19 protein-coding genes are annotated in these 24,807 nt (G+C 64.0%); 17 read left to right on the top strand and 2 right to left on the bottom strand.

Going from position 1 to position 24,807, the window contains the following annotated elements:
• Positions 1 to 1,540: 1,540 nt before the first annotated feature.
• The 3 genes from A39O_RS33745 to A39O_RS38590 all read left to right on the top strand — a co-directional run bounded on the left by A39O_RS33745 (position 1,541) and on the right by A39O_RS38590 (position 4,535).
• Positions 1,541 to 2,869, top strand: a complete 1,329-nt coding sequence (locus tag A39O_RS33745; protein ID WP_020505623.1) for an ImmA/IrrE family metallo-endopeptidase — start codon at positions 1,541 to 1,543, stop codon at positions 2,867 to 2,869.
• 212 nt (positions 2,870 to 3,081) lie between these two features.
• Complete coding sequence (locus tag A39O_RS38595; protein ID WP_157640159.1) at positions 3,082 to 3,909, top strand: HEPN-associated N-terminal domain-containing protein; 828 nt, start codon at positions 3,082 to 3,084, stop codon at positions 3,907 to 3,909.
• Positions 3,910 to 4,202: 293 nt separating this feature from the next.
• Positions 4,203 to 4,535: an RES family NAD+ phosphorylase gene (locus tag A39O_RS38590; RefSeq protein ID WP_020505622.1), complete on the top strand. Its 333-nt coding sequence runs from the start codon at positions 4,203 to 4,205 to the stop codon at positions 4,533 to 4,535.
• Positions 4,536 to 4,922: 387 nt separating this feature from the next.
• On the opposite strand, the gene A39O_RS0115725 is transcribed toward A39O_RS38590, so the two are convergent.
• Together A39O_RS0115725 and ftsY are read right to left on the bottom strand one after the other, a co-directional pair.
• Complete coding sequence (locus A39O_RS0115725; RefSeq protein ID WP_211211610.1) at positions 4,923 to 5,192, bottom strand: AbrB/MazE/SpoVT family DNA-binding domain-containing protein; 270 nt, start codon at positions 5,190 to 5,192, stop codon at positions 4,923 to 4,925.
• Between the two features lie 260 nt (positions 5,193 to 5,452).
• A complete protein-coding gene (gene ftsY / locus A39O_RS43380; protein ID WP_020505620.1) occupies positions 5,453 to 8,113 on the bottom strand; it encodes a signal recognition particle-docking protein FtsY in 2,661 nt (886 codons plus the stop codon).
• Positions 8,114 to 8,413: 300 nt separating this feature from the next.
• Between ftsY and leuC the strand changes: the two genes are divergently transcribed.
• The 14 genes from leuC (at position 8,414) to purF (ending at position 24,807) form a co-directional block, all read left to right on the top strand.
• The gene (gene leuC / locus A39O_RS0115715; RefSeq protein WP_020505619.1) at positions 8,414 to 9,817 is read left to right on the top strand and encodes a 3-isopropylmalate dehydratase large subunit; all 1,404 of its coding nucleotides are present in this window, start codon (positions 8,414 to 8,416) and stop codon (positions 9,815 to 9,817) included.
• Positions 9,818 to 10,465: a 3-isopropylmalate dehydratase small subunit gene (gene leuD, locus A39O_RS0115710; protein ID WP_020505618.1), complete on the top strand. Its 648-nt coding sequence runs from the start codon at positions 9,818 to 9,820 to the stop codon at positions 10,463 to 10,465.
• 68 nt (positions 10,466 to 10,533) lie between these two features.
• Positions 10,534 to 11,613, top strand: a complete 1,080-nt coding sequence (leuB, locus tag A39O_RS0115705; RefSeq protein ID WP_026199456.1) for a 3-isopropylmalate dehydrogenase — start codon at positions 10,534 to 10,536, stop codon at positions 11,611 to 11,613.
• 40 nt (positions 11,614 to 11,653) lie between these two features.
• The gene (gene asd / locus A39O_RS0115700) at positions 11,654 to 12,769 is read left to right on the top strand and encodes an aspartate-semialdehyde dehydrogenase (protein WP_020505616.1); all 1,116 of its coding nucleotides are present in this window, start codon (positions 11,654 to 11,656) and stop codon (positions 12,767 to 12,769) included.
• 190 nt (positions 12,770 to 12,959) lie between these two features.
• The gene (locus A39O_RS0115695) at positions 12,960 to 15,974 is read left to right on the top strand and encodes a FimV/HubP family polar landmark protein (protein WP_020505615.1); all 3,015 of its coding nucleotides are present in this window, start codon (positions 12,960 to 12,962) and stop codon (positions 15,972 to 15,974) included.
• Positions 15,975 to 16,053: 79 nt separating this feature from the next.
• Positions 16,054 to 16,887 carry a tRNA pseudouridine(38-40) synthase TruA gene (gene truA / locus A39O_RS0115690; protein ID WP_020505614.1) on the top strand — a complete coding sequence of 278 codons (834 nt, stop codon included), beginning with the start codon at positions 16,054 to 16,056 and terminating at the stop codon, positions 16,885 to 16,887.
• Positions 16,888 to 16,889: 2 nt separating this feature from the next.
• Positions 16,890 to 17,537 carry a phosphoribosylanthranilate isomerase gene (locus A39O_RS0115685; protein WP_020505613.1) on the top strand — a complete coding sequence of 216 codons (648 nt, stop codon included), beginning with the start codon at positions 16,890 to 16,892 and terminating at the stop codon, positions 17,535 to 17,537.
• A complete protein-coding gene (gene trpB, locus A39O_RS0115680) occupies positions 17,521 to 18,768 on the top strand; it encodes a tryptophan synthase subunit beta (protein WP_020505612.1) in 1,248 nt (415 codons plus the stop codon). Before A39O_RS0115685 ends, trpB begins: the two co-directional genes overlap by 17 nt.
• Positions 18,765 to 19,580 (top strand): tryptophan synthase subunit alpha, encoded by an 816-nt coding sequence (gene trpA / locus A39O_RS0115675; protein WP_020505611.1) that lies wholly within the window; start codon positions 18,765 to 18,767, stop codon positions 19,578 to 19,580. Before trpB ends, trpA begins: the two co-directional genes overlap by 4 nt.
• Positions 19,581 to 19,617: 37 nt before the next feature.
• The gene (accD, locus tag A39O_RS0115670; RefSeq protein WP_026199455.1) at positions 19,618 to 20,478 is read left to right on the top strand and encodes an acetyl-CoA carboxylase, carboxyltransferase subunit beta; all 861 of its coding nucleotides are present in this window, start codon (positions 19,618 to 19,620) and stop codon (positions 20,476 to 20,478) included.
• Between the two features lie 8 nt (positions 20,479 to 20,486).
• Positions 20,487 to 21,758: a bifunctional tetrahydrofolate synthase/dihydrofolate synthase gene (gene folC, locus A39O_RS0115665; RefSeq protein ID WP_020505609.1), complete on the top strand. Its 1,272-nt coding sequence runs from the start codon at positions 20,487 to 20,489 to the stop codon at positions 21,756 to 21,758.
• 220 nt (positions 21,759 to 21,978) lie between these two features.
• Positions 21,979 to 22,587 (top strand): SPOR domain-containing protein, encoded by a 609-nt coding sequence (locus A39O_RS0115660; RefSeq protein WP_020505608.1) that lies wholly within the window; start codon positions 21,979 to 21,981, stop codon positions 22,585 to 22,587.
• Positions 22,588 to 22,622: 35 nt separating this feature from the next.
• The gene (locus A39O_RS0115655) at positions 22,623 to 23,114 is read left to right on the top strand and encodes a CvpA family protein (RefSeq protein WP_020505607.1); all 492 of its coding nucleotides are present in this window, start codon (positions 22,623 to 22,625) and stop codon (positions 23,112 to 23,114) included.
• Between the two features lie 178 nt (positions 23,115 to 23,292).
• On the top strand, positions 23,293 to 24,807 hold the full coding sequence (gene purF / locus A39O_RS0115650) for an amidophosphoribosyltransferase (RefSeq protein ID WP_020505606.1): 1,515 nt from the start codon (positions 23,293 to 23,295) through the stop codon (positions 24,805 to 24,807).

Genomic DNA, 24,807 nt, shown 5'->3' with positions numbered 1-24,807 from the left:
CCACCGATGATGACGCGCCGCGCGATGCACCACCGCTGCCAGGGGACGCGCCCCCTGTCGGTCATCACTATCCGGTGATGGTCATGCAGTTGACCATGCGGATGTATCTGCACGCGGGGCTCGGCAGTCGCGGCGTGGCGCAGGTATTGAATCTGTTTGGCGCGATGCTCCCAGCGGCGGCGGCGCCGGCCCACACCACCNTGCTCAACTGGGTCTATCGCTGCGGTCTCGCGATCCTCAATCGCCCACCGGAGTGGCGCGCGGATTGGATCTACGTCGCGGATCATACGATCGCCTTGGGGGCATCGAAGTGCCTGGTGATTCTGGGCATCCCGGCGAATGCGCTGCCCCAGACCGGTTACAGCCCGCGTCACGACGCGATGCAGGTGCTGGCCGTGGAGATCACAACACACAGTACGGGGGCGTGGGTCGCGGCGGTCCTCAGGCGCGTGGCGCAGCGCACCGGCACCCCGGTGCAGATCGTTGCCGACCACGGCAGCGACCTGCGCAAGGGGATCGCCTTGTTTCAGCAGGACGCTCCCGGCTGCATCTATACTTATGATATTTCTCATCGTATTGCCACATTGCTCAAGGCCGAACTGAGTCGGGACACCCGCTGGGAGTCGTTGCTGGCACACGGTCGCACCGCGTGGTCGTCCTTTCAGCAGACCGATCTCGCCTTTTTGCTGCCGCCCCGGCAACGCGCCAAGGCGCGCTTTATGAATCTGGATATCCACGTGCGGTGGGCCCAACGCCTCCTCGCCTATCATGATCGCGGCGACTTCAGTGCGATCCGCGCCCAACAGGTGCTGAATTGGCCGGCCTGGGAGCATCTGCGCGCGCGCTTTGGCACCACCCGTGTGCACCCATTGCGGGCCATCGTCGGCATTCGCTATCCCGACAAGGCCGCGNTTTGNCAGGCCCTGCAGACCCATGCCGACCTCGCGCGCGACGCGCTCGATGANACGTTTTGGCACCACACCGACACCGGGTACGGCCGCTTCATTGAGGGCTTTGCCTGGCTACTNCCCTACCGNGAGGACCTGGTGGGNTATGNGCAACTGATGGCGCAATCCAAGCTGATTCAGTCACACCTCAAATCCACGGGCCTCCAGCGGAGTTCCCCCGACTCACTCCAGGCCGCGCTGCCACTGCCGTCAACGCTCACCCCACGGACGGCGATCTTCACCCAACAGGTTCTCGCGCAGGTCGCATTGGAAGCGGCGAAAATCCCGGCTGACAGTATCTGGTTAGCCACCTCCGATATCATTGAATCGGTGTTTGGGAAATACAAATGCTTCACTGCCAGGGGACCGCTCAAGGAGATCGGCAAGCTGGTACTGGCGATTCCTGCCTTCATCGCTGACCTGACCATGCCATTGATTNGGGAGGCGATGGAGTCAGTACGCACCATTGATGTCGAGCAGTGGGCGGAAACGCACATCGGTACGTCGATGCTGGCCCGGCGTCGGCATGCCCTGATCGATTCAGTGCTAAACACAGAAACTGCATGAGAGGGAATTGCGATATACCTGACAGATTGAACACCCTACGCTGGACCTGGCTCGATCTGTTGGAGTTCCTCGCCCGCAATTGGCCTTGGCTGGTACTGGAGGAATCCTACCCAATCCCCGTCAGCCCGCTATTCCCCGGATCGCTGCGACGCGAGGCCGAGCACCGTTGGGAGAGCGGCGACCTGCCCGAGGCAACCATCGACAGGGAAGACGAGGCAGTCTATCGCTTTCTCTGCCGGCACGACCTTGCGATGGCGCTGAAGGGCCGGTTCGTGCCATCCCTGATCTTGATGCGCCAAGGCCATCAATATCTGGTGTCCTGCCCGGCCCTGGGGCTCAATTTATTGCGGCCCTATCGGGAGATCATCGACACCTTGAACGCGTTGGGGGATCGCTTGGCGGCAGCGGTTGAGAACAGCCCAGAGCCGCGCGCCAAGCTCGCGCATGAGCTCTGGCAACAGCGCAGCGGGCGCCTGTGGGCGCAAGTCGTCCCGCTGCGTACCGGACTGGAACCCGCATGGCTCGATGGATTGGCTGGCCATACCGCTGCCAACGACGATTGGGAAATCGACCCGAAACAACCGGACGCGGATACCGAACTGCTGGCCGCCGCGCGCATGAGCACCGGCCATATCAGTTTTGACAATCAACGCGCACTCCTGCAGCGCCTGCGCGCAGTGCCGCCCTCTCGTACCCCTGCACTCGATGCATTCAGTACGCAATTGAACAGCGATTTCTCCGAGACCGGACGCCCCTTCGAGCAAGGCTACTGGCTGGCCAACTGGCTAAGATCCGCGCTAAGCCTGGCACCTGACGAACCGGCGCACCCAGCCAAATTACTCAAGCAATGGGGTGTTGCCGTGGACCCGATCTCGCTCCCCCAGTGTGCCTTGGAAGCCATCGCGGCATGGGGGCCGAGACATGGCCCGGTGATCCTGCTCAACCAGGCGGCGGACCAGCAGACCGAGCCGGTCAAGCCAGCCAATCTCTATCGCGAGCGCTCGACCCTCGCCCATGAGATTTGCCACCTGCTGATCGACCGGGAGCGGGCGCTCCCCGTGGGCGAGGTGCTGGGCGGACGTGTGCCCGAATATGCGAAGAAGCGCGCCCGCGCCTTCGCGGCTGAGTTGCTGCTGCCGCGGGAGGTCGCCGCGTCTGCCATCTACACTTCGGCGACGCTCACCGCGGCCATCGCACAATTGCAACAACGATTCCAGGTCAGCCGCGAGTTGACCGCGTGGCAAATGACTAACTCCGGGGCTTTTGCGGCCTTGAGCTCAGAGGAGCAGGCGTTGCTGAGCAAAATTAAGCGGGCTGGCGATTGGCTGCCCCAGATTGCAGCATTGAGCGATTGAAAAGCGACGGTAGCGCGGCGTAATGATCCTGATCGTCAGACTTGACGCACATCGCATCTTGAGACCAAATACGAATTGCCGCACCGCACTTCCTTTTTCAAGCATTGCACTCACTCGGCTAGTCAAGGACATGCGTGCTAATCTTGGGCATTGTGTGGATGGCGTTACTCTACGAACTTTACAACAGTAAAAACCTCTCGGGAGCACGAAACATGGGCAGAGCAAAGGAAGAGTGGATGGAAGCACAAGAGAAAGGTTTCACTGTCGATGACGATAAAGTTGTTTGTACCAACTGTTTTGAGGATACTGGAATCAAGGCATTTATAGCAGAAATCAACAATAAAGAGGGTTGTTCCTATTGCGCAGAACCTGGCAACGCGTCCTGCTCTTTAGAGCAAGCGATGGAACACATTATGAACTGCATCAGTTCTGAATGGGGTCATCCCGAAGATGAGGGGCTTCCTTATGAAACTCGCGAAGGTGGATGGCAGGGGCGAGTTTATGACTCATGGGAGTTGCTAGAAAACATCGGACTGGAAACCTCAACGCTGGAACTCTACGAGGACATTTGTTCTGGGTTGTTTGACCAAGCATGGTGTGAACGCGATCATCTCTCACTTACCGAAGACCAAACATTACTTTACGGCTGGCGAGCGTTCTCCCGTTTTGTAATCACTGAGGCGCGCTACGTTTTTTTTCGAGCCAGCCCATCGTTTCACGATCCGAACCAGCACGATGAAATGCACCCGGTCGAAATTCTAGACTCTCTTGGTGCGATTGTTAAGGAAATGGGCTTATTGAATGTGATACTGAAAGGAACCTCAATAAAGCGCGTTCGCATCGTTGAGCGACACGAAGCACCTGCATCAGCGAAAGAACTTGGCTCGCCTTCTCGTAAGCACGCTAAAATGCCGAACCGAATGAGTCCCGCCGGAATACCGATGTTTTATGGAGCATACAGAATCGAGACAGCAATAGCTGAAACATTTGATCCAATGAAAGACTCTGGAAAAAAAGCTGTCTGCGGAGAATGGCACTAAGTTAATATTACCCTTAACGATATCAGCAACTTGCGCGCCGGCCCAGATCCAAGCTTCTGGAAAATCAGCGACGGTCCGCCAGATTCTGCCAGATTCCACCGAGTTTAGCCTGGGGCTGGAGCGTCTCGGCTCGCAGTCTTTTCGCGTAAGTCACTGTTATTTTATGGTCTCTCGCTTAACTTAGCGCCATTCCTGTCTGCGGACATTTTTCAACGTTAAGAGATCTTTCCGTTCTTGATCTTTCAAGTGATATTTGCATACCAAGCTTGTTTGAAGGTCCTCACCGACGGCGAGTGCTTTCTAAGTTCTTACGTGGTTTTCTGGACGACTTCACCCAGCCCATAGACAGAGAAGACCGCTCTCACATCGATTATGTGCCGACACAGATTGTTACAGAGTATTTCCGCCGAGTATTTGTATTAGAAGATGGAAAAAGTCTAGACGGCATCGTTTACCCAAGCTCTAAAGCCAATGGACACGCGGCAGTCGTGTTGTTTGCGACCAATGATCAGTGTGTAGAAAAGAGCGAACAGCAGTCCGTTGATGCAACGCTGTGCTTGGAAGAGGTTACTGAGGTTTTGCTCTATACGTCTTCTATGACGGTTATCGGCTTCAAAAGATTGTAAAATAGTTATATATCATATGTTTGTAATTATAATTTTACCGAAAACTTGTATCCCTTTATTATAAAGCAGCGGCCTTGATCATAAATCCGGCCAAGACTCCGCCTAGAGCTTGGTTAATCGCCTGAGGGGGAGTGGCGGGACCCACGAAATTGCGTACCCTTGGATGTGCAAACAGGCCTTGATCATCGTTCCGGCCAGCGTCGCTCACATGGAGTCCAAGGCTTCAGCCTTGGCCTTCGGCCGGCCGGTGCCTCGGCTCGCCGGAACCATGAGCGTCGCCGGCAAGAGCGCAACCTGGAGTGACCATGAGCAAGCACACCGTCAAAACCCCAGCGTATGTTGTCTATATCGACAACGCCGATTATCCCGCATCCCTGGAATTGCATATCATGCGCCGAGCGACCTGAGGCGGTCCTGATCCTCACGTTCATGCTCGGCATCTATTTCGGTGGCCAAATCTCGATCAGGTGCCAGGTTCTTGCCCAGGCCGCATAGCCGCCGTGCCAAGGCCCCGCGATCCGTCACCCGGCGCACCAACACCGCGTCGCTGCCCTCGACCAGGGTCCAGTCCAGCCGGTCACCAGGCTCGATGCCGAGACGGCGACCGATTTCTTCGGGGATGGCGACCATTCTTTCGTCGGATACTTGGGCAAGCATGGGTTGAGTCCTGTGTTGAGTTAGGGCCCCAGTATATGACCTGGAGTCAGGAAGATCGCTAGATGCGGCGACTCATGTGGTTCCGACGCTACGACACAAGATCAGTAAAATGTTTGTCCGATATCTCCGTGTCGAAACTTCTTTCCTGGACGCACTCAGGCCCGACGTCCATGTGAGGATTGAGCGTTTGAGATTTCGCCCAGGCTGGGGTGTACGGGAGCGAAAAAGGACGGCGTTGCGCGTCTTGGCCGAACCCCGATCTACTCACTTAGGAGAATATCTAGAAATTGATCCGGATCGAACGGCAGCAGATCCTCAATGCTCTCGCCCACGCCGAGGAAGCGGATCGGGACCCGCAGACGCTCCGCGATGGCGAAAACGATACCGCCATTGGCGGTGCCATCGAGCTTGGTCAAGACGATGCCGGTGAGCGGTACAGCCTGGTGGAACTGGATGGCTTGATCGAGCCCGCACTGACTGGTGGTGGCGTCCACCACCAGCAACACCTCGTGCGGGGCCTTCGGGTCGATCTTCTTCATGGCCCGGGCGATCTTGGACAACTCGTCCATCAGATTGGGCTTGTTGTGTAGCCAGCCAGCGGTGTCGGCGATCAGTATATCGATGCCGCGAGCGGTGGCCGCCTGCAGCGCATCAAACATCACCGAGGCGGCATCTGCGCCCCTGCGCTCGGCGAACACCGGAACCCGGTTGAGCGCTCCCCATGTCCGGAGTTGTTCGGCAGCAGCAGCGCGAAGGGTGTCCCCCGCCGCCAGCATGACGCTATTGCCCTCCGCCCGCAGGACCCGGGCGAGTTTGCCTATGGTGGTGGTCTTGCCGGCCCCACTGTCCCCAACCATCAGGAATACCAGCGGCCCGCACGGGGCCGCCTGGCGCAACGGCATCTCGGTCTCGGTCAGGATCAGACGCAATTCCTCCCGCAGCGCCGTGAACAGCGCGCGCGGATTGGTAAGCGATATGTGCTTGACCCGGCGTGTCAGGCCGCCGACGATCCTGGCGCTCATGTCCACGCCCAGGTCAGCGGTAAGCAGCAGGGTTTCTAGTTCGTCCAACAGATCGTCGCCGATGCTCTCGGAACCCAGGAACGAATGGATGAGCCCGTCGTTACCGCCGAGTTGGGCGCGACTAAGAGCGAGACGCTGCTGTTGCACCCGCTTCCGGCGCTCTTCTTCCGGCGGCTTCCGTTGCTGGCGCTCCACCGCCGAATTCCCCGTGAGTTCCAACTGGCCCACTGGCTCGGGCCGGTGCAGCCGGCCGATCGCATCGCGCAGCCGGACGAGGAAATCCAGGTCCGCAAATAGTGCCGGACCCGTCCGGCCATTGGCCGCGCCGAACTGGGTGCAGAAGTTCTCGATCACCGCGACAGTGAGCAGCAGCGTCTCCAGTTCAACCGGCAGATCCTCGTAGATCATATTGTGACCCGGTAACTGGGTGCCGAGCCCGTTACCGAACTGGCAGCGACTGCGCTCAAGTTGCTGCTGGCGCTCCCCCTTCAACTGCTGCCGATGACAGCGCTTCTCTGCCACATTCGCGGCGGCCACCAACTTTTCCAGGAGGGCGGACGGGTGCAGATAACCGATTGCATCGCACAACCCGGCGAGGAAATCCGGGTCCAAAAGGAGTGCCGGACCCACCGGACCATCGGCGGCACCGACTTGGGTACAAAAGCTATCGATCACCGCGACACCTGTTCCCACAACGGGCGGAAACCCGCGCAAAGCCAGCCAATCCTGGATCGCCTGGCCGACCTGCCCGGTGGCCCATACCGGATCAGGCAATGCGGCCAGTGGGGTCGCCAATTGCAGCGCCAGCTCCGGCCCCCAAGCCGGCCGCTCCGCGGCCACTGCCCGGTAGCTGCGGCAATAGTGGTCGATGAAGGCGTGGGCGACCGCCGCCGGGAAGTCCGGGTGCAGCAGATCGGGCAACAGCTTGGGCAGGAGCGGCGGGGTCTCCCAATAGGAGAAGTGGTAGAGGTCGCCGATCCAGCCCATGACCAGGCAATGCCAGGTGATCAGGAATTGGTGGATCGCCCGCCAATCCTCCTTGACCAGTTGGAAGGGCGGCGGGTCCACCTGGTCGAGCGCGATACCGGCGGCACTCAATGCTTCCTCCTGCTCCAGCCGCTTGAGATTGGCGGCGCGGACACCGCCAAACCGTTGGTCGGCATCCAGGTTGTCCTTGGCGAGGCCTTGCTCGATCAGGCGTTCGCGCGCCTGCCGCCATTGTCGCGCCGCCGCGCGGGCGCAATCCTCCACCACGGGGCGATAAGCGATCTTCTCCAGCGTCTGGTAGAGGTACTGATCCTGGGCGGGTCCCCAGTAGGCCAGATTGATGTAGAGGTGGTCGTCACCCTCCGGCGTCTGGGTCTCCAGTACCAGGGTCGGTTCGGAGCGCAACCGCTCGTGCAGGGCCTTGATGCTGGCGGCACCCTGGAACTGGCCGTCTTTCCAGGCTCCGTCCAGGAGTTCGATAGGGCGCACCCCGAGATTGAAGTTGTAGTGGGTGGAGAGGAATTGTTGCAGTGCCTGGCGCACCGGCCCTTCCAGGTCGCGCGGCCCGTTGGCGGGCAGCGAGAGGAAAACACGCAGCGGCGTCGGCCCATCGCAGCGGTGCGATTGCAGGATTTGGGAGGGGAACAGCCGCAACGGCCAGTGGTCCAGAACCTTTTGGTTCTCCTGAAGCTCCAGGGCGGTCTCGCGCTGTCGGGTCGCCAGTGCCCATTCCTGCTCCCGTCGCTCCTTGGCCTGTCGGCGTTGTTCCTCGCGCTGCGCCTCGAATTGCTGCTGCTGGAAGGTGCGTTGCCGGTCGCCTTCCTCGGTTGCGGTTTGCCTCTGTGAGCGCCGTGCAAAGTGACTGGAGATCGCGTTGAAGGCAAGCAGGGCGGCGTAGGAGGAGGGGTCCATGACTGGGTTGGTTCCTTGGCTGATCCAGGTTGGCGGCTAGGGTGTCGGCGGATGGGCTCGTGGCGTCCGGCTCGTGTATTTGCATGCGACCGACGACGCCGCGTCAAGCGACCGATGGTGGATGCGGCGCGCGCGACCTCTGTGCCGGGTCCCTGACACCGAGCGGCGCGCCTTATCCACCCTACACGTCCCGACGGGCGAGCCCGTATCGTGAACCGTCCTCGACTGCGGCACCAATTGAGTTTGCGCACCGCCCCGACTATTCTTGCAGGTTGAGATTTTTCCTAGCGAGGCGGCGATATGGGTGCCAGGACCCTCTACGATAAACTGTGGGACGAACATGTTGTGCGGGTGGACGAGGACGGCACGGCGTTGCTCTACATCGATCGCCAGCTCGTCCATGAGGTGACCTCGCCTCAGGCCTTCGAGGGGCTGCGCCTGGCCGGCCGGCACCCGTGGCGGGTGGCGGCGAATCTGGCGGTGCCGGATCACAATGTGCCGACGGCCAATCTCGCGGCGGGGATCACCGACCCGGTCTCGCGCCTGCAGGTCGAGACGCTGGACGAGAACTGCCGCAGTTTCGGCATCACCGAGTTCGCCATGGGCGATCCGCGTCAGGGGGTCGTCCATGTGATCGGTCCGGAGCAGGGTTTTACCCTGCCGGGCAGTACGGTGGTCTGCGGCGACTCGCATACCGCCACCCATGGCGCCTTCGGTGCATTGGCCTTCGGGATCGGGACCTCGGAGGTCGAGCATGTGCTGGCCACCCAGTGCCTGCTGCAGCGCAAGTCCAAGGCGATGCTGATCAGCATCGACGGGGATCTGGGGCCGGGTGTGACCGCCAAGGACATCGTGCTCGCCGTCATCGGCGTCATCGGCACCGCCGGCGGCACCGGTTATGTGGTCGAGTTCGGTGGTTCGGCGATCCGCGCGCTCTCGCTGGAAGGCCGCATGACGGTCTGCAATATGGCGATCGAGGCGGGCGCGCGGGCCGGACTGGTGGCGGTCGACGAGAAGACCATCGAGTACATGCGCGGCCGTCCGCTGGCTCCCAAGGGCGACCTTTTCGAACGCGCGGCGGCCCACTGGCGCACCCTGGTCAGCGATCCGGATGCCCGGTTTGATGAGATTATCCGGCTCGCCGCCGCTGAGATTCAGCCGCAAGTCACTTGGGGGACCTCCCCCGAGCAGGTGGTCGCGGTCGACGGCAAGGTGCCCGATCCGGCCGCCGAGCCGGACCCGGTGAAAGCCGGCAGCATGCGCCACGCCTTGAGTTATATGGGACTCACGCCCGGCACGCCGATCACCGAGATTCGTCCGGACAAGGTCTTCATCGGTTCCTGCACCAACTCGCGCATCGAGGATCTGCGGGCGGCAGCCGCCGTGGTCGCGGGCCGTCAGGTGGCCGACAGTATCAAGCTGGCGCTGGTGGTTCCGGGGTCCGGATTGGTGAAAGCGCAGGCCGAGGCCGAGGGGCTGGATCGCATTTTCACCGCGGCCGGTTTCGAATGGCGTGAACCCGGCTGCTCCATGTGTCTGGCCATGAACGCGGACCGGCTGGAGCCGGGTGAGCGCTGCGCCTCGACTTCGAATCGCAATTTCGAGGGTCGCCAGGGGCCGGGCGGACGCACCCATCTGGTCAGCCCCGCCATGGCGGCCGCGGCTGCGGTCACTGGTCATTTCGTCGACGTGAGGACTCTCTGAATGGAGCCGTTCAAGAACTTCACCGGTCGTGTGGTGCCGCTGGATCGGGCCAACGTGGACACCGACGCCATCATCCCCAAGCAGTTTCTGAAAAGCATCAAGCGCAGCGGCTTTGGGCCCTATCTGTTTGATGAATGGCGTTATCTGGATCACGGTGAGCCGGGCATGGACTGCATCAATCGGCCGCTCAACACGGCCTTCGTCCTCAATGACCCGCGCTATGCCGGGGCTGAAATCCTGCTCGCGCGCGAGAACTTTGGTTGCGGGTCCTCCCGCGAGCACGCCCCCTGGGCGCTGGCGGATTTCGGCATCCGGGTCATCCTGGCCCCGAGTTATGCCGAGATATTTTTTAGTAATTGCTTTAAGAACGGGATACTGCCGATTGTTCTTGAAGCGGAAATCATCGACCGTCTGTTCGCGGAAGCTAAGGGTGCAGACGCGCTGCGGCTGGTGGTGGATCTGCCGCGGCAGACGCTGACCCTGGACAGCGCGTCCATTCCCTTCACCGTGGATGCCTTCCGCAAGCAGTGCCTGATCGAGGGTCTCGATGATATCGGCCTGACGCTGAAGCACGTGGACAGCATCCGCGTCTTCGAAGCCCGGCGGCGGGTCGAGGCGCCTTGGATCTTTCTTGCGGATCGGACCTGACCCCCGCGCACCGCCGTGAACCGCGCCGGCGCGGATCAGATGCAGCGTTTAGTATTGGAGATAATGAATTGACGAAGAAAGTTTTAGTGCTGCCCGGCGACGGCATCGGCCCGGAGATCGTGGGCGAGGCGGTCAAGCTGCTCAAGGCGCTCCAGGCGCAGGGTGCCATCGCGGTCGAGCTGGAGTATGGGCTGGTGGGCGGCGCGGCCTATGACGCGTTCGGTGATCCATTGCCCGCGCAGACCCTGGAGGCCGCCCGCGCCGCGGATGCCGTCCTGTTGGGGGCGGTCGGCGGACCCAAGTGGGAGCCCTTGCATATTTCCAAGCGCCCGGAGAAAGGACTTTTGGGCTTGCGTGCCGGTCTGGGGCTCTTCGCCAACCTGCGCCCGGCGATTCTGTATCCGCAACTGGCCGGGGCCTCGAGCCTCAAGCCGGAAGTGGTCTCCGGGCTGGACATCATGATCGTGCGGGAGCTGACCGGAGACATCTACTTCGGTCAACCGCGCGGCGTGGAGACTCTGCCGTCCGGCGAGCGCCGCGGGATCAACACCATGGTCTACACCGAGTCCGAGATCGAGCGCATCTGCCGCGTGGCTTTCGACCTGGCCCGCAAACGCGACCGGCGGGTCTGTTCGGTGGACAAGGCCAACGTGCTGGAATGCACCGAGTTGTGGCGCGAGGTGGCGACCCGCGTGGGGGCCGATTACCCGGATGTCGCGCTGAGTCACATGTACGTGGACAATGCGGCCATGCAACTGGTGCGCGCACCCAAGCAGTTCGATGTGATGGTGACCGGCAACCTGTTCGGTGACATCCTGTCGGACTGTGCGTCCATGCTTACCGGCTCGATCGGCATGTTGCCATCGGCGTCGCTGAACGCGGCCGGGCAGGGCATGTATGAGCCGATCCACGGCTCAGCCCCGGACATCGCGGGCCAGGGTGTAGCCAATCCGTTGGCCACCCTGCTGTCGGTGGCCATGATGCTGCGCTACTCGCTCGGGGCGCCGGAGGCGGCGCAGCGGATCGAAGCGGCGGTTGCCACGGTGCTCGATCAGGGGCTGCGGACCCCGGATATCCTGTCGGCCGGGATGCGCCGGATCGGAACCGTCGAGATGGGAGATGCGGTGGTGGCGGCGCTGCCGGTGTGAACCTGTTTCGACCGAGAAAGTCAGTATTGGATGTAATGAGATGAAGCGTGTAGGTTTTGTCGGCTGGCGCGGGATGGTGGGGTCGGTCCTCATGGACCGGATGCGGGCGGAACAGGATTTCGACCTGATCGACGCACCGCGTTTTTTCAGCACCTCGCAGGTCGGCCAGCCGGGACCGGATCTCGGTCGGGCCGAATGCCCTTTGCTCGACGCCGGTGCGATCGACGCGCTGGGCGAGATGGACATCCTGGTCACCTGTCAGGGCGGGGACTATACCAAGGAGGTTCATCCCAAGCTGCGCGCTGCCGGGTGGGACGGCTACTGGATCGACGCCGCCTCGGCGCTGCGGATGCAGCCCGACGCCACCATCATCCTGGACCCGGTGAACCGCGAGCTGATCGACGCCGCCCTGGCGTCCGGCCGGCGCGACTTCATCGGCGGCAACTGCACCGTGAGCCTGATGCTGATGGCCATCGGCGGCTTGCTGCGGGCAGGTCTGGTGGAGTGGATCAGCGCTATGACCTACCAGGCCGCGTCCGGTGCCGGCGCCAAGAACATGCGCGAGTTGCTGCAGCAGATGGGCGCGCTCCACGACGGTGCGGCACCGCTGCTCGCCGATCCGGCCTCGGCGATCCTGGAGATCGACCGGGCGGTGACCGCGACCCTGCGCGATGCGGCCTTTCCGACCGCCAGCTTCGGTGCGCCGCTGGCCGGCAGTCTCATCCCCTGGATCGATACCCAACTGGAGAACGGCCAGAGCCGCGAAGAGTGGAAAGGACAGGCCGAGACGAACAAGATCCTCGGTCTGGACCGGCAGCCCATCCCGGTCGACGGGCTGTGCGTGCGGGTCGGTGCGATGCGCTGCCACAGTCAGGGACTGACCATCAAGCTCAACCAGGACTTGCCCCTGGACGAGGCGCAGCGGATCATCGCCGCCGCGAACGACTGGGTGCGGGTGATTCCCAATGAGCGGGCGCAGACCGTTCGTGAGTTGTCGCCGGCCGCGGTGACCGGACGGCTGGAGGTGCCGGTCGGACGTCTGCGCAAGATGAATCTCGGGGAGCGCTATCTGGCGGCCTTCACGGTCGGCGATCAGTTGCTCTGGGGTGCGGCCGAGCCGTTGCGGCGGATGCTGCGCATCCTCCTCGAGCGCTAGGTCAGGATCGGCCGGCTGCTGCCGCGGTGTAGCCTTGGTGAAAGGCGGGTGATTCAGATATAGTTCGAACCTTAAGGTGAAATCACCTTTGAGTTCGCTCCGGGTCCGCGGATGTTGCCCGGTATCGACTCCCCGCCACGGGTTGAGCGAATCGCCCACGCAGCCGTTTCTTGGTGAACGAGGGAGTAGGATGTCTCGCAAGTTTTACCTGGCGTCGATGCTGGTACCGGCCCTGGCCGTGACCAATGCGTATGCCTTGGGCGTGGGTGGATTGCGTCTGCAATCCGCGCTCAATCAGCCCTTTGTGGGCGAAATCGAGCTTCTGGACGTGAAGTCGGATGAGCTCGACACGGTCAAGGCACAGATCGCCCCGCAAGCCGAGTTCAACAAGGCCGGGGTCGAGCGCTACCACCACCTGGGCAAGCTGCGGCTGAGCCCACAACTCTCATCGCGCGGCAAACCGGTCATCCGTGTCACCAGCCGGGAACCCATCCGTGAGCCCTACATGGACTTCCTGGTCGAAGTCCTGTGGCCGAATGGACGCCTGGTCAAGCAGTTCACCCTCCTGCTGGACCCGGCGGTCACCGCCTCCCGGTCCGCCCCGCCGATCGAGCAGCCCATCGCGAGTGCACGTCCGGCGCGCACGCCAGTCGCCGCGGCCGCGGTTGAACCGCCACGGCCGGCCCGCGCCAAGAAGGCCGCGCCGCCGCCGGTCGAGGCCGCGCCGCCGCGGGCTGCGCCTCCGGTTGCCGCAAGCAGCGGTGGGTTCCCGAAGCGTTTTGGCCCGATTCGTCCAGGCACCGGACTCTGGCGTTTGGCGCGCGGTCGGACCCCAGCGGGTGCCACGGTGTCGCAAACCGCCATGGCGCTCTATCGGAACAACCAGGACGCCTTCATCCGCGGCGACATCAATCGGCTGATCGTCGGCAAGACGCTGACCATACCGAGTGCGGACGAATTGTTCGCCCTGGGGCCGGACGCCGCCAACCGGGAGTTCGCGGCCGCGCTGAAGGGTGATCCGGTGCGCCGCGCCCCGCTGACCGATCCGAGCGCGCCCCCGCAACCGGCACTGGCCGGAGAGTCGCGACTGAAGATCGCCGGGACTGCTCCCGCACGCGAGGGGCGCACCCCGACCGCCGGCCCCGACGCAGCGGGTATGGAGGAGGAACTCCTGCTGGTTCGCGAGGCGAGCGAGAGTACCCGTCAGGAAACGGTGGAAATGCGTGGGCGCATTCGGGAACTCGAGTCCCAGCTCTCGGAGATACAACGACTGCTGCAGCTACGTAACGCGGAGCTGGCCCGCATCCAGGGCGGGGAGCAACCGGCGCCGGGCGTGCTGAACACGGGGCAGCCCGCGGAGCCCGCGCAGCCGCCGGGCGGCCCGGCCGCGGTCACGGCAGGTACACCGGTGCCGGATGCGACGGTGACGCCGGCGGCCCCGCCGGACTTGATCGCGTCACTTGGCGCGGTAGGTGGTTTACCCCCGGATGATGCGGCTGTCGGCGGGGCACCTGATGAGCCGCTCGACGGCAGTCCAGCGGCAATCGGTATGCTGCCGCCGGATGCCGCGGTTGGCGGGAGTGCCGCGACGGGCACCGGCGCCGTTCCCGTGCCCACGGTACCCATAACGGTACCCGATCCAGCGTCGGTCGCCGCAACCACGGCGTCCAAGCCGGCTGCGCTTCCCGCGGAGACCAATCAGCCGGCGGTGCCGGCCGGCACTGCGACTCCGGCCACCAGTACCGAGGGTGATTCCGCCTGGCGGGCACTGTTGCTGCCGCTGGCCGGTGTGGCCGCCGCGACCGCCCTGGGTATCGGTGTGCTGATGTGGCTGCGTTCACGGCGCCGCATCGGGCGCGATTCGAGTGTGGAGTTCGATTCTCGCGAGGTCCTTGAAAACCAGGTGCTCGCGTCGTCGCACAAGGTGAAGTCTCCCGTCGCCGTCCCAAGCTCCAGTTCGGACTTGCGCCAATCGGCGGTGCCGGGCGCACTCGATTCTCCGTCCGCCCCATTCGGGCGAATCGAGCCGGAAACGGACGAGGCCGATGTCATTTCCGAGGCTGACATTTACATCGCCTATGGCCGCTATCGCGAGGCTGAAGAGCTGCTGCGGGATGAACTCAAACGCAGCCCCGACCGCCTGGATCTTCAGTTCAAGCTCGCGGAAGCCTACTACGGCGCCAAGAACTCGCAAGCGCTGGGTGAGCTGATGCGGCAGGTCCAGGCCTCCGGCGGCGATCAGGTCAATCCGGAGCGTTGGAAACGCCTGGTCGACATGGCCGCTGCCGTGCAGCCGGGCGGCGGTGAGGATAGTCTCGCGGTGATGCCGGTGACGCCGGTGACGCCGGTGCGCGCCGCGCCTGAAGCGGAACGTTCCGAATCGTCGGTCGAACGTTTTCTCGGTTCCAGCGCCCGCACGCTTGGCGATGCCTACTCCTTACCGTCCGCGCCGAGCATCGACCGCCCCGTGCCCGGGGTCGAACTGCTGCGCGATTCAGTCGGCGGCAACTCCGATGATGTCTACTCCCTTGATATCAGCGATGCCCGCAAGCCGTCAGCCGACCTGGGACTGCGCACGGTGCCGCGTCCTGTGGCGGACGCGGATCCGGATCGAGAGGTTCGCCCGGCAGCGGACCTGCTGTCGGGTTGGTCTCCGTCCGGGCCTGACAACAACGCGGTGACGCCGGCGGAGCAAACGTTGGCAAGCACGCCTGCCGGCCAGCCGGACAGCGACCCGCTGCAGCTCGAGGTCCCGCCGAGTGACGAGAACGATCGGTTGTTCTCCGGCGGGCTGTCCGACCTTGAGTTGACGATCGAGGATCTGCGGTCGGCCAGTGAGCTCGATCTCCGGACGTTCGAAGACACGGCGTCCGGGATCAGCCAGTCGGGCACCACGGGCGATCGTTCCGTGCCTGCGGCGGGGCCCGGCGAGACGGTCGGGTTTGGCGCATCGAAGGGCGTGGGTACCGTCCTGCCGGTGCTGTTCGGCATCCAGGACGACAGTGCATCCAGCGACCTGCTGTCATCGCAGTGGCAGATGGATCCGGGCCTCTGGGATGAGACGGCGACCAAACTCGATCTGGCGCGCGCTTACGTCGAGATGGGCGACCAGGAGTCGGCGAAAGGTATCCTCGAAGAGGTGCTGGGCGAGGGCAACGAGGAGCAGCGCGGCGAGGCCCAGGTATTGCTGCGGCGTATCGGTTGAATCACCCCACCCCAAGCAGGTCCTGTTGCCAAGCGCGCGCGCGGCGCGGCGGCCGCGATGCGGACCCCGAGCGTTCCTGATGTCCGCGGCTGCGCAGTCAAGCCGGCGGATCGTGCTGGGCGTCGAGTACGACGGTTCCGGCTATTGCGGCTGGCAGACCCAAGCGCAGGGACGCACGGTTCAGGAGACTCTGGAAGGGGCGGTCTCGACGGTCGCTGACCATCCGGTTCGCATCCACTGTGCCGGACGCACGGACGCGGGCGTCCATGCATTGGAGCAGGTCGTTCATTTCGATACCGTTGCCGATCGCACGGAACGCGCCTGGGTGCTCGGGACCAACGTCAACCTCCCGCGGGACTGCGCCGTGCGTTGGGCGCATCAGGTCCCGGAATCCTTTCACGCCCGCTTTTCCGCCTGCGCCCGCCACTATCGCTACCGCATCCTGACCCGGACCACCCGTTGCGCACTGGAGCGCGACCGCGCCCTGTGGGTCCATCAGCCGCTGGACCTCGAGCGGATGCAGACGGCGGGTACCGCGCTGCTGGGCGAGCATGATTTCAGCAGCTTCCGCGCGGCCGGCTGTCAGGCCAAGAGTCCGGTGCGCCGGATGCACTACCTGAACCTGCGCCGCGATGGCGAGGTGATCGATCTGGCGATCGGGGCGAACGGTTTTCTGCAGCATATGGTGCGCAATATCGTCGGGGTCTTGATTGCCATTGGCCGCGGCGACGCCTCCGTGGACTGGACTCGGGATCTGCTCGCGGTGCGTGATCGAACGGTCGGCGGGGTGACGGCGCCGCCGCAGGGCCTGTTTTTCGTGCGCGCGGACTACCCGGTGGAGTACGCGCTGCCTCAGGCGGCCGCCGGCGGCCGGTCGTCAACGATTGAATGCGCAGAAAAGTCGGTGCAATAGCGATGCGAACCCGGGTTAAGATCTGCGGTCTCACTCGGCCGGAGGATGTGTGTGCCGCGGTGGCGGCGGGTGTCGATGCCATCGGGCTGGTGTTCTATCCGCCGAGCCCGCGGGCGGTGACGCCCGCTCAGGCGCGTGCACTGTGCCGGCAGCTACCGCCGTTCGTGACGACGGTCGGACTCTTCGTCGATGCGTCTTCGACAGCAGTCCTTCGGGTCCTTGAGCAGGTCCCGCTCGAACTCTTGCAGTTTCATGGCGATGAGCCGCCCGAACTGTGCGGGAGTTTCGGTCGACGCTGGATCAAGGCTGTGCGGATGCGTCCGGGGCTCGATCTCATGGCCCAGGCAGCGCGCTATGAAGCCGGTGCCGGGCTCCTTCTCGACGCCTACGATCCGGGGCTGCCCGGTGGGACCGGGGCCACCTTCGATTGGGCGCGGATCCCGCCTGAGCTGGCTTCGCGTATCGTCCTGGCCGGAGGGCTTGATCCAGGGAACGTGACGGCCGCGATTCGTCGGGTCCGTCCTTACGCGGTTGACGTGAGCGGCGGCCTGGAGGCCGCCAAAGGCGTCAAAGATCCGGCGAAAATTCATGCTTTTATGCAAGGGGTACGCGATGGCGACACAACCGGCGACGATGGCCGATACGATTGATGACCGACGTTCGCGGGCGGACGTCCGGGCGCGAACACCCTATCACTGGCCGGACGCTGACGGTCATTTCGGCCCCTATGGCGGCTTGTTCGTGCCCGAAACACTGATGCAGCCGCTCACCGAGCTGCGCGAGGCCTATGAGCGCTATCTGAGCGATCCGCAGTTTCAAGCCGAACTCGACGCCGATCTGCAGGATTACGTTGGCCGGCCCTCGCCGATCTATCTCGCCGCGCGCTGGAGCCGCGAACTCGGCGGCGCCCGGATCTTCCTGAAGCGCGAGGATCTCAACCACACCGGCGCCCATAAGATCAACAACACCGTAGGCCAGGCCCTGCTCGCCAGGCGCATGGGCAAGACCCGCATCATCGCCGAGACGGGTGCCGGCCAGCATGGGGTGGCCAGCGCGACCGTGGCGGCGCGCCTGGGGCTGGAATGCGTGGTCTACATGGGCGAGGTCGATGTGGCCCGGCAGGAGGCCAATGTCTACCGTATGCGGCTGCTCGGTGCCCGCGTGGTACCGGTCAAGTCCGGCTCACGCACGCTTAAGGACGCGCTGAACGAGGCGATGCGCGATTGGGTCACCAATATCGACAACACCTTCTACATCATCGGCACGGTCGCTGGTCCGCACCCCTATCCGGCGATGGTGCGGGACTTTCAGTCCGTGATCGGGCGCGAGGCCCGAGCCCAGATGCTGGCCCGCACCGGGCGTCTGCCCGACGCCCTGGTCGCCTGCGTCGGCGGCGGGTCCAACGCCATCGGCCTCTTCTACCCCTTCATCGAGGATGCCGAGGTGGCCATGTACGGGATCGAGGCCGCCGGTGACGGGCTGGCCACCGGCCGCCATGCCGCGCCGCTCAACGCCGGCCGTCCTGGGGTGCTGCATGGCAATCGCACCTATCTCATGGAGGACAGCAACGGCCAGATCATCGAGACCCACTCGGTCTCCGCCGGTCTGGACTACCCGGGGGTCGGTCCCGAGCACGCCTGGCTCAAGGATACCGGGCGCGCCTGTTATGACGCCATCACCGACGATGAAGCCCTGGCCGCCTTCCACTCGCTGACCCTCACCGAGGGCATCATCCCGGCACTGGAGTCGAGCCATGCCCTGGCCTACGCCGCCAAGCTTGCGCCCACCATGCGTCGCGAGCAGAGCATTCTGGTGAACCTGTCCGGTCGTGGGGACAAGGATATGCACACCGTCGCCAAGCACGAGGGTCTGATCCTGTGAGTCGTATCGCTGCCCGTTTTGAGTCCCTGCGCGCGCGCGCACGCACGGCCCTGATTCCGTTTGTCACCGCCGGTGATCCAGACCCCGCGACCACGGTTCCGCTCATGCATGCGATGGTCGCCGCCGGGGCGGACCTGATCGAACTGGGCGTGCCCTTTTCCGACCCCATCGCCGATGGCCCGGTGATCCAGCGCGCGACCGAGCGTGCACTCGCCAACGGCATTGCCCTGAGCGATGTCATCGCCATGGTGCGCGCCTTCCGGGCCACGGATGCGCAGACCCCGGTCGTGCTGATGGGCTATCTGAATCCGATCGAGGTCATGGGCTACGCGCAGTTCGCGGCGCAGGCCGCGGCGGCCGGCGTCGACGGTGCGCTGGTGGTGGACGTACCGCCGGAGGAGGGGCACGACTTGGTGGGCGCGCTGCGCGCCCAGGGGCTCGATCTGGTCTATCTGCTGGCCCCGACCTCGACTGAGCAACGCATTCGCCGTATCGGCGCGGCCGCCTCCGGCTTCGTCTACTACGTCTCGGTCAAGGGGGTGACCGGTGCCGGCCATCTCGACCTGGCCGGTGTCGCCGAGCGGCTGGGTGTGATCAAGTCGCTGATCCCCTTGCCGGTTGGAGTCGGCTTCGGGATCAAGGACGCGGCGACCGCGGCCCAGGTCGCGCACCTTGCCGACGCGGTGATCGTCGGCAGCGCCATCGTCAGTCGGATCGAAGACCTCGCCGCCACCCCGCAGCGCATTCCTGCCGTGATCGGCGATTTCCTGTCCGGCCTGCGCGCCGCGATGGACGGAGCCGATCGTGGTTAAGAAGGTGATCGATACCGAGGACTTGCGCGAAAAGACCATGAGTTGGTTCGAAAAGTTGATGCCGAGCCGCATCCGCACCGAGGCGAGCCACAAGCGTGCCGTACCCGAAGGAATCTGGGCCAAGTGCCCCGGCTGCAATGCGATCCTCTATCGTGCTGAGCTCGAACGCAACCTGGAGGTTTGCCCCAAGTGCAACTACCACAACCGCATTCGCGCGCGGCGGCGGCTGGACTGCTTTCTCGATGCTGAACCGCGCGAAGAGTTGGGTGCGGAGATGGAATCGGCTGATCCGCTCAAATTCAAGGATCTCAAGCGCTACAAGGATCGCTTGATTGCGGCCCAGAAACAGACCGGCGAGAAAGATGCGCTGGTGGTGCTGCGTGGTCGACTGAAGGGCGAACCGGTCGTCGCGGCCGCCTTCGAGTTCGAGTTCATGGGGGGCTCCATGGGTTCGGTGGTTGGTGAGCGCTTTGTGCGCGGGATGGACAGTGCGCTGGAGCACGGTGCCGCCCTGGTGTGTTTCTCCGCCAGCGGGGGCGCGCGCATGCAGGAAAGTCTTTTCTCGCTCATGCAGATGGCCAAGACCAGCGCGGCCCTGGGGCAGTTGCGGGCACGTGGACTGCCCTTCATCTCGGTGATGACCGACCCGACCATGGGCGGCGTCTCGGCCAGCCTGGCGATGCTCGGTGACATCAATATCGCCGAGCCCGGCGCCCTGATCGGCTTCGCTGGCCCCCGGGTGATCGAGCAGACGGTGCGTGAGAAGCTCCCGGACGGTTTCCAGCGCAGTGAATTTCTGATGGAGAAGGGCGCCTTGGACATGATCGTCGATCGTCGTGACCTGCGTGAACGCATCAGCGATCTGCTGGCGATCCTCGCGCGTCGGCCGCGGCCCTGAGCATCGCAATGCCTACGAAAACCCTGAATGAATGGCTCGCCTGGCAGAGCACACTGCACCCGAATCGCATGGAACTTGGACTGGAGCGGGTGGCCGACGTGTGGTCGCGGCTTGGCGCGCCGGCCCTGGGTTGCCCGGTCATCACCGTCGGCGGGACCAACGGCAAAGGGTCCTGCGTGGCCTTGATCGAGGCCATGGCGCAGGCCGCGGGCTATCGCACGGCCTGCTACACCTCGCCGCATCTGGTGCGTTATAACGAGCGGGTGCGCATCGACGGTGAAACGGTGACGGATGAGGCGTTGTGCGCGGCCTTTGACCGGGTGGAGGGTGCCCGCGGCGCGACGCCGTTGACCTATTTCGAGTTCGGCACCCTCGCCGCGCTCGACTTGTTCGCGGCCGCCGGGCCGGATCTCGTCGTGTTGGAAGTGGGTCTGGGCGGGCGGCTCGACGCGGTGAATCTGATCGACGCGGATTGTGCGGTGGTGACCTCGATCGGTCGTGACCACATGGCCTGGCTGGGCGACACCCCGGATGCCATCGCTATGGAGAAGGCTGGTATTTTTCGTTCCGGGCGCCCGGCGGTCATCGGTCAGCCGGATGCACCCGAGCGACTGCGTGCGCAGGCGCAGCACCTGGGCGCGCCCGTGTTCCAGGTAGGCCGCGAACTTGGTGCGGAGCGTGATGCGGAGAGCGGCGGCTGGATCTGGCGGGGGGCCGATGGCGAACGCCTGGCCTTGCCGATACCGGCCATGCGCGGCGCCCATCAGCTCCACAATGCCGCCGCCGCGCTGGCGGCGCTGCGCAGTCTGCGTGCGCGGCTGCCGCTGCCGGTCCAGGCGATTCGGGCCGGTCTCGGGCGGGCCCGGCTGCCCGGTCGGTTCCAAGTGGTCCCCGGCACGGTCACCTGGATTCTGGATGTCGCGCATAACCCGCAGGCGGCCGCGGCCTTGGCGGAGAATCTGCGCGGATTTCGCAGTCCCGGGCGGGTGCGGGCCGTCTTCGGTGTGCTGGCCGACAAGGAGGCGGAGGCGGTCGCGGCACCACTGAAGCCGCTGGTTGATGCCTGGTATCTCACCGCGAGCCGGGACGCGCGCGCCATGCCGGCCGCCCGGCTGGCGGAGTCTCTGCGCGACGTCCTTGACGGGGCGCAAAGCGCGGTATGGGCCAGTGTTCCGGAGGCCATCGATGCCGCCCTAGCCGCGTCTGCGCCCGGCGATTGTTTGCTGATTTACGGTTCGTTCACGATCGTCGGTGAGGCGCTCGCGCGGCAGATCGAGTGAGTCGCCCATGCTGCTATCGCCTTCGGACGTGATAACCGGACGTAGGGGCGGGTTTCAAACCCGCCCCTACACGAAGGTCTGTCTGGATATCAGGTGCGAACGCTATATACTGCGCGGCCAGAGCAGCGGCGCGTCCAGGTCCAGGGGAGGTGTCGCCTGACGGCGAGCCCGGGTGGATGCCGTCCAGTCTTGGTCTGTTCGCCGGCGGAGAGAAGAGTCTATGCGAGAAGGTGCCAAAAAACGGTTGATCGGTGCGCTGGTGCTCGTCACTCTGGCGGTCATCTTCGTGCCCATGTGGTTCGAGCCCGAGTCCTCTCTGGACACCCTGCCGCCGATTCAGGAGTCCATTTCGCGCGCTCCGGGCTTCGATCCGAAAGTGCAGACGGAGGTCTTTCTGCGGCCGGAGGACTCCGGGGTCGGTGGGCTCGATGAGACACAGTTGACTGTCTCCGAGCCCCTGGCGCTGCCCGGCGTCCCCGGGTCGGGCGGGGCAACAACACCCCGGCCGGCCGACGCCGCGACAACCAAGCCACCCATCAAGGCGGAGACGACGGCCAATGCCGCGGTGTCGCCGCGCGGCGCCAACGATGGCATGCCATCCTGGGTGATCCAGGTCGCCAGTGTCGCCACCCCCGAGGGCGCGGCCGACCTGGAGCGTAAGTTGCGGGCGGGTGGCTTCACGGCCTTCGTGGAAAAGGCGACTGTCAACGGCAAAGTATACTACCGGGTCCGGGTGGGTCCGGAACTGGATCGCGCCCGCGCCGAGCAGACCGCCGCGCGGCTGCGTGAGCGTCACAAGGTCAACACACTGATCACGAACTATCCATAAGGGCCGCGACCACGCGCCCACGCTGGGGAACCGCTATGAACTGGGTCGATATTGCGATCGTTGCGATCATCCTGGTGTCCGCGCTGATCGGACTGGCGCGCGGGCTGATCCGCGAGGTTTTGTCGCTGGCCGTCTGGGTCGCGGCACTCGGGGTCGCTTACCTCTACCATAAGGGGGTCGCGGATGCGCTGACCGCGCAGATCGCCCAGCCGAACGTGCGGGCCGGCGTCGCTTTCGTCGGGCTGGTCCTGATCGTTTTGATCCTGGGCTCCATCATCGGGGCGCTGCTGACGGCGCTGATCGATAAGACCGGGCTGACCGGCCTGGATCGGCTGCTGGGGCTGATTTTTGGTGCGGGGCGCGGGGGTGTGGTGGTCGCCATGGCGGTTTTCCTGGCGGCCCTGACCCCCTTGCCGGAGGAGTCGTGGTGGCAGGAATCCGCGGTGATCGTTCAGTTTCAGCAGGCCGCCGACTGGCTTTTGGGTCTGGTCCCGTCGGACATCCAGGAGCAGTTGAAGCGGGTCTGAGTGTTTCTGCACCGGGTCCCGATCGACCGGCGATTGCCCGGACGCCACGGCGTCCCGGCGTCCCAATCGGCGGCCGCCCTAGTGCGGCATGGTTGCGGTGAGCCTCGTTCTCGGGTAGCTTTCCGCGCTTTCTGTTCTTCGGCGTCCGTCTGCGGTAGACGCGCGAGTGAGGTCTCCAATGTGCGGCATCGTCGGCATCGTCGGCAAGGGGCTGGTCAATCAGGCGCTCTATGACGCCCTGCTGGTGCTCCAGCACCGCGGCCAGGACGCGGCGGGGATCGTGACCTGCGAGGGTGAGCGGCTGCATTTGCGCAAGGATAAGGGGCTGGTGCGCGATGTGTTCCGTACTCGCAACATGCTCCAGTTGCGCGGCACCATGGGCGTGGGTCATGCGCGCTACCCGACCGCCGGGGCCGCCAGTTCCGCCGAGGCCCAGCCCTTCTACGTCAATTCTCCTTACGGCATCGTGCTGGCCCACAACGGCAATCTGACGAATGCCGAGGAGTTGAAGCGCGACCTCTTCGTCGACGACCTGCGTCACATCAATACCGACTCGGATTCGGAGGTGCTGCTCAACATTTTCGCCCACGAACTGCAGGTTCAGGGCAAGTTGCGCATCGATGAACAGGACATCTTTCGCGCCGTGTCGGGCGTGCACCGGCGCTGTCGCGGCGGCTATGCCGCGGTGGCGATGATTCCGGGTTTCGGTGTCTTCGGCTTTCGCGATCCCTTCGGCATCCGTCCGCTGATCTACGGCCGACGGGAGACCGACGAGGGCACCGAGTACATGATTGCCTCGGAGTCCGTGGCCCTGAACACCCTGGGTTTCACCCTGATTGCCGACGTGGCGCCCGGCGAGGCGGTCTTCATCAGCGTGGACGGCGAACTCCATACGCAGCAGTGTGCCGCCGCGCCGGTCCTCTCCCCCTGTATTTTCGAGTTTGTCTATCTGGCGCGGCCCGATTCCATCATCGACAACATCTCGGTGCACAAGGCACGCTCGCGGATGGGAAAACGGCTGGCTGCCAAGATCAAGCGTGAATGGGCCGCCCACGACATCGATGTCGTCATCCCGATCCCGGACACCAGTCGCACTGCCGCGCTGCAACTCGCCAATCATCTGAATCTGCCGTACAGCGAAGGCTTCATCAAGAATCGCTATATCGGCCGCACCTTCATTATGCCCGGTCAAAAGGTGCGTAAACAGTCGGTCCGTCAGAAGCTCAACGCCATCGATCTGGAGTTCAAGAAGAAGAACGTCCTGCTGGTCGATGATTCCATCGTGCGCGGGACCACCTCCCAGCAGATCATCCAGATGGCACGCGAGGCCGGCGCCAATCGGGTCTATTTCGCGTCCGCCGCGCCGCCGGTCCGCTTCCCGAATGTTTATGGCATCGACATGCCATCCGCCGTCGAGTTGGTCGCGCACGGGCGTACCGTCGGCGAGGTGGCCGAGTTTCTGGGGGCCGACGGGCTGATCTACCAGGACCTGGATGATCTGATCCAGGCCGTTCAGAAGCGGGGCAAGAGTCATGTGGACCGGTTCGACTGCTCGGTCTTCGACGGGCACTATGTCACCGGGGATGTGACCGCGGATTACCTCCAGCATCTCGAGACCAACCGCAACGACTATGCCAAGGAGGTTCACTCCCTGTACAGTGAGAATGTCATTGGATTGCACAATACCGCCTGA

This window comes from Lamprocystis purpurea DSM 4197, from assembly GCF_000379525.1.
In the GTDB taxonomy this organism is placed as follows: domain Bacteria; phylum Pseudomonadota; class Gammaproteobacteria; order Chromatiales; family Chromatiaceae; genus Thiodictyon; species Thiodictyon purpureum.
This window is presented reverse-complemented; position numbering and strand designations above follow the sequence as displayed.

Coding starts and splice junctions, on each gene's coding strand:
- folC (WP_020505609.1), top strand. CDS start 20,487: ATGCCTACGAAAACCCTGAATGAATGGCTCGCCTGGCAGAGCACACTG.
- asd (WP_020505616.1), top strand. CDS start 11,654: ATGAAGCGTGTAGGTTTTGTCGGCTGGCGCGGGATGGTGGGGTCGGTC.
- A39O_RS0115660 (WP_020505608.1), top strand. CDS start 21,979: ATGCGAGAAGGTGCCAAAAAACGGTTGATCGGTGCGCTGGTGCTCGTC.
- A39O_RS0115685 (WP_020505613.1), top strand. CDS start 16,890: ATGCGAACCCGGGTTAAGATCTGCGGTCTCACTCGGCCGGAGGATGTG.
- A39O_RS0115695 (WP_020505615.1), top strand. CDS start 12,960: ATGTCTCGCAAGTTTTACCTGGCGTCGATGCTGGTACCGGCCCTGGCC.
- ftsY (WP_020505620.1), bottom strand. CDS start 8,113: ATGGACCCCTCCTCCTACGCCGCCCTGCTTGCCTTCAACGCGATCTCC.
- purF (WP_020505606.1), top strand. CDS start 23,293: ATGTGCGGCATCGTCGGCATCGTCGGCAAGGGGCTGGTCAATCAGGCG.
- trpB (WP_020505612.1), top strand. CDS start 17,521: ATGGCCGATACGATTGATGACCGACGTTCGCGGGCGGACGTCCGGGCG.
- A39O_RS0115725 (WP_211211610.1), bottom strand. CDS start 5,192: ATGCTTGCCCAAGTATCCGACGAAAGAATGGTCGCCATCCCCGAAGAA.
- leuD (WP_020505618.1), top strand. CDS start 9,818: ATGGAGCCGTTCAAGAACTTCACCGGTCGTGTGGTGCCGCTGGATCGG.
- A39O_RS38595 (WP_157640159.1), top strand. CDS start 3,082: ATGGGCAGAGCAAAGGAAGAGTGGATGGAAGCACAAGAGAAAGGTTTC.
- A39O_RS0115655 (WP_020505607.1), top strand. CDS start 22,623: ATGAACTGGGTCGATATTGCGATCGTTGCGATCATCCTGGTGTCCGCG.
- truA (WP_020505614.1), top strand. CDS start 16,054: ATGTCCGCGGCTGCGCAGTCAAGCCGGCGGATCGTGCTGGGCGTCGAG.
- leuC (WP_020505619.1), top strand. CDS start 8,414: ATGGGTGCCAGGACCCTCTACGATAAACTGTGGGACGAACATGTTGTG.
- accD (WP_026199455.1), top strand. CDS start 19,618: ATGAGTTGGTTCGAAAAGTTGATGCCGAGCCGCATCCGCACCGAGGCG.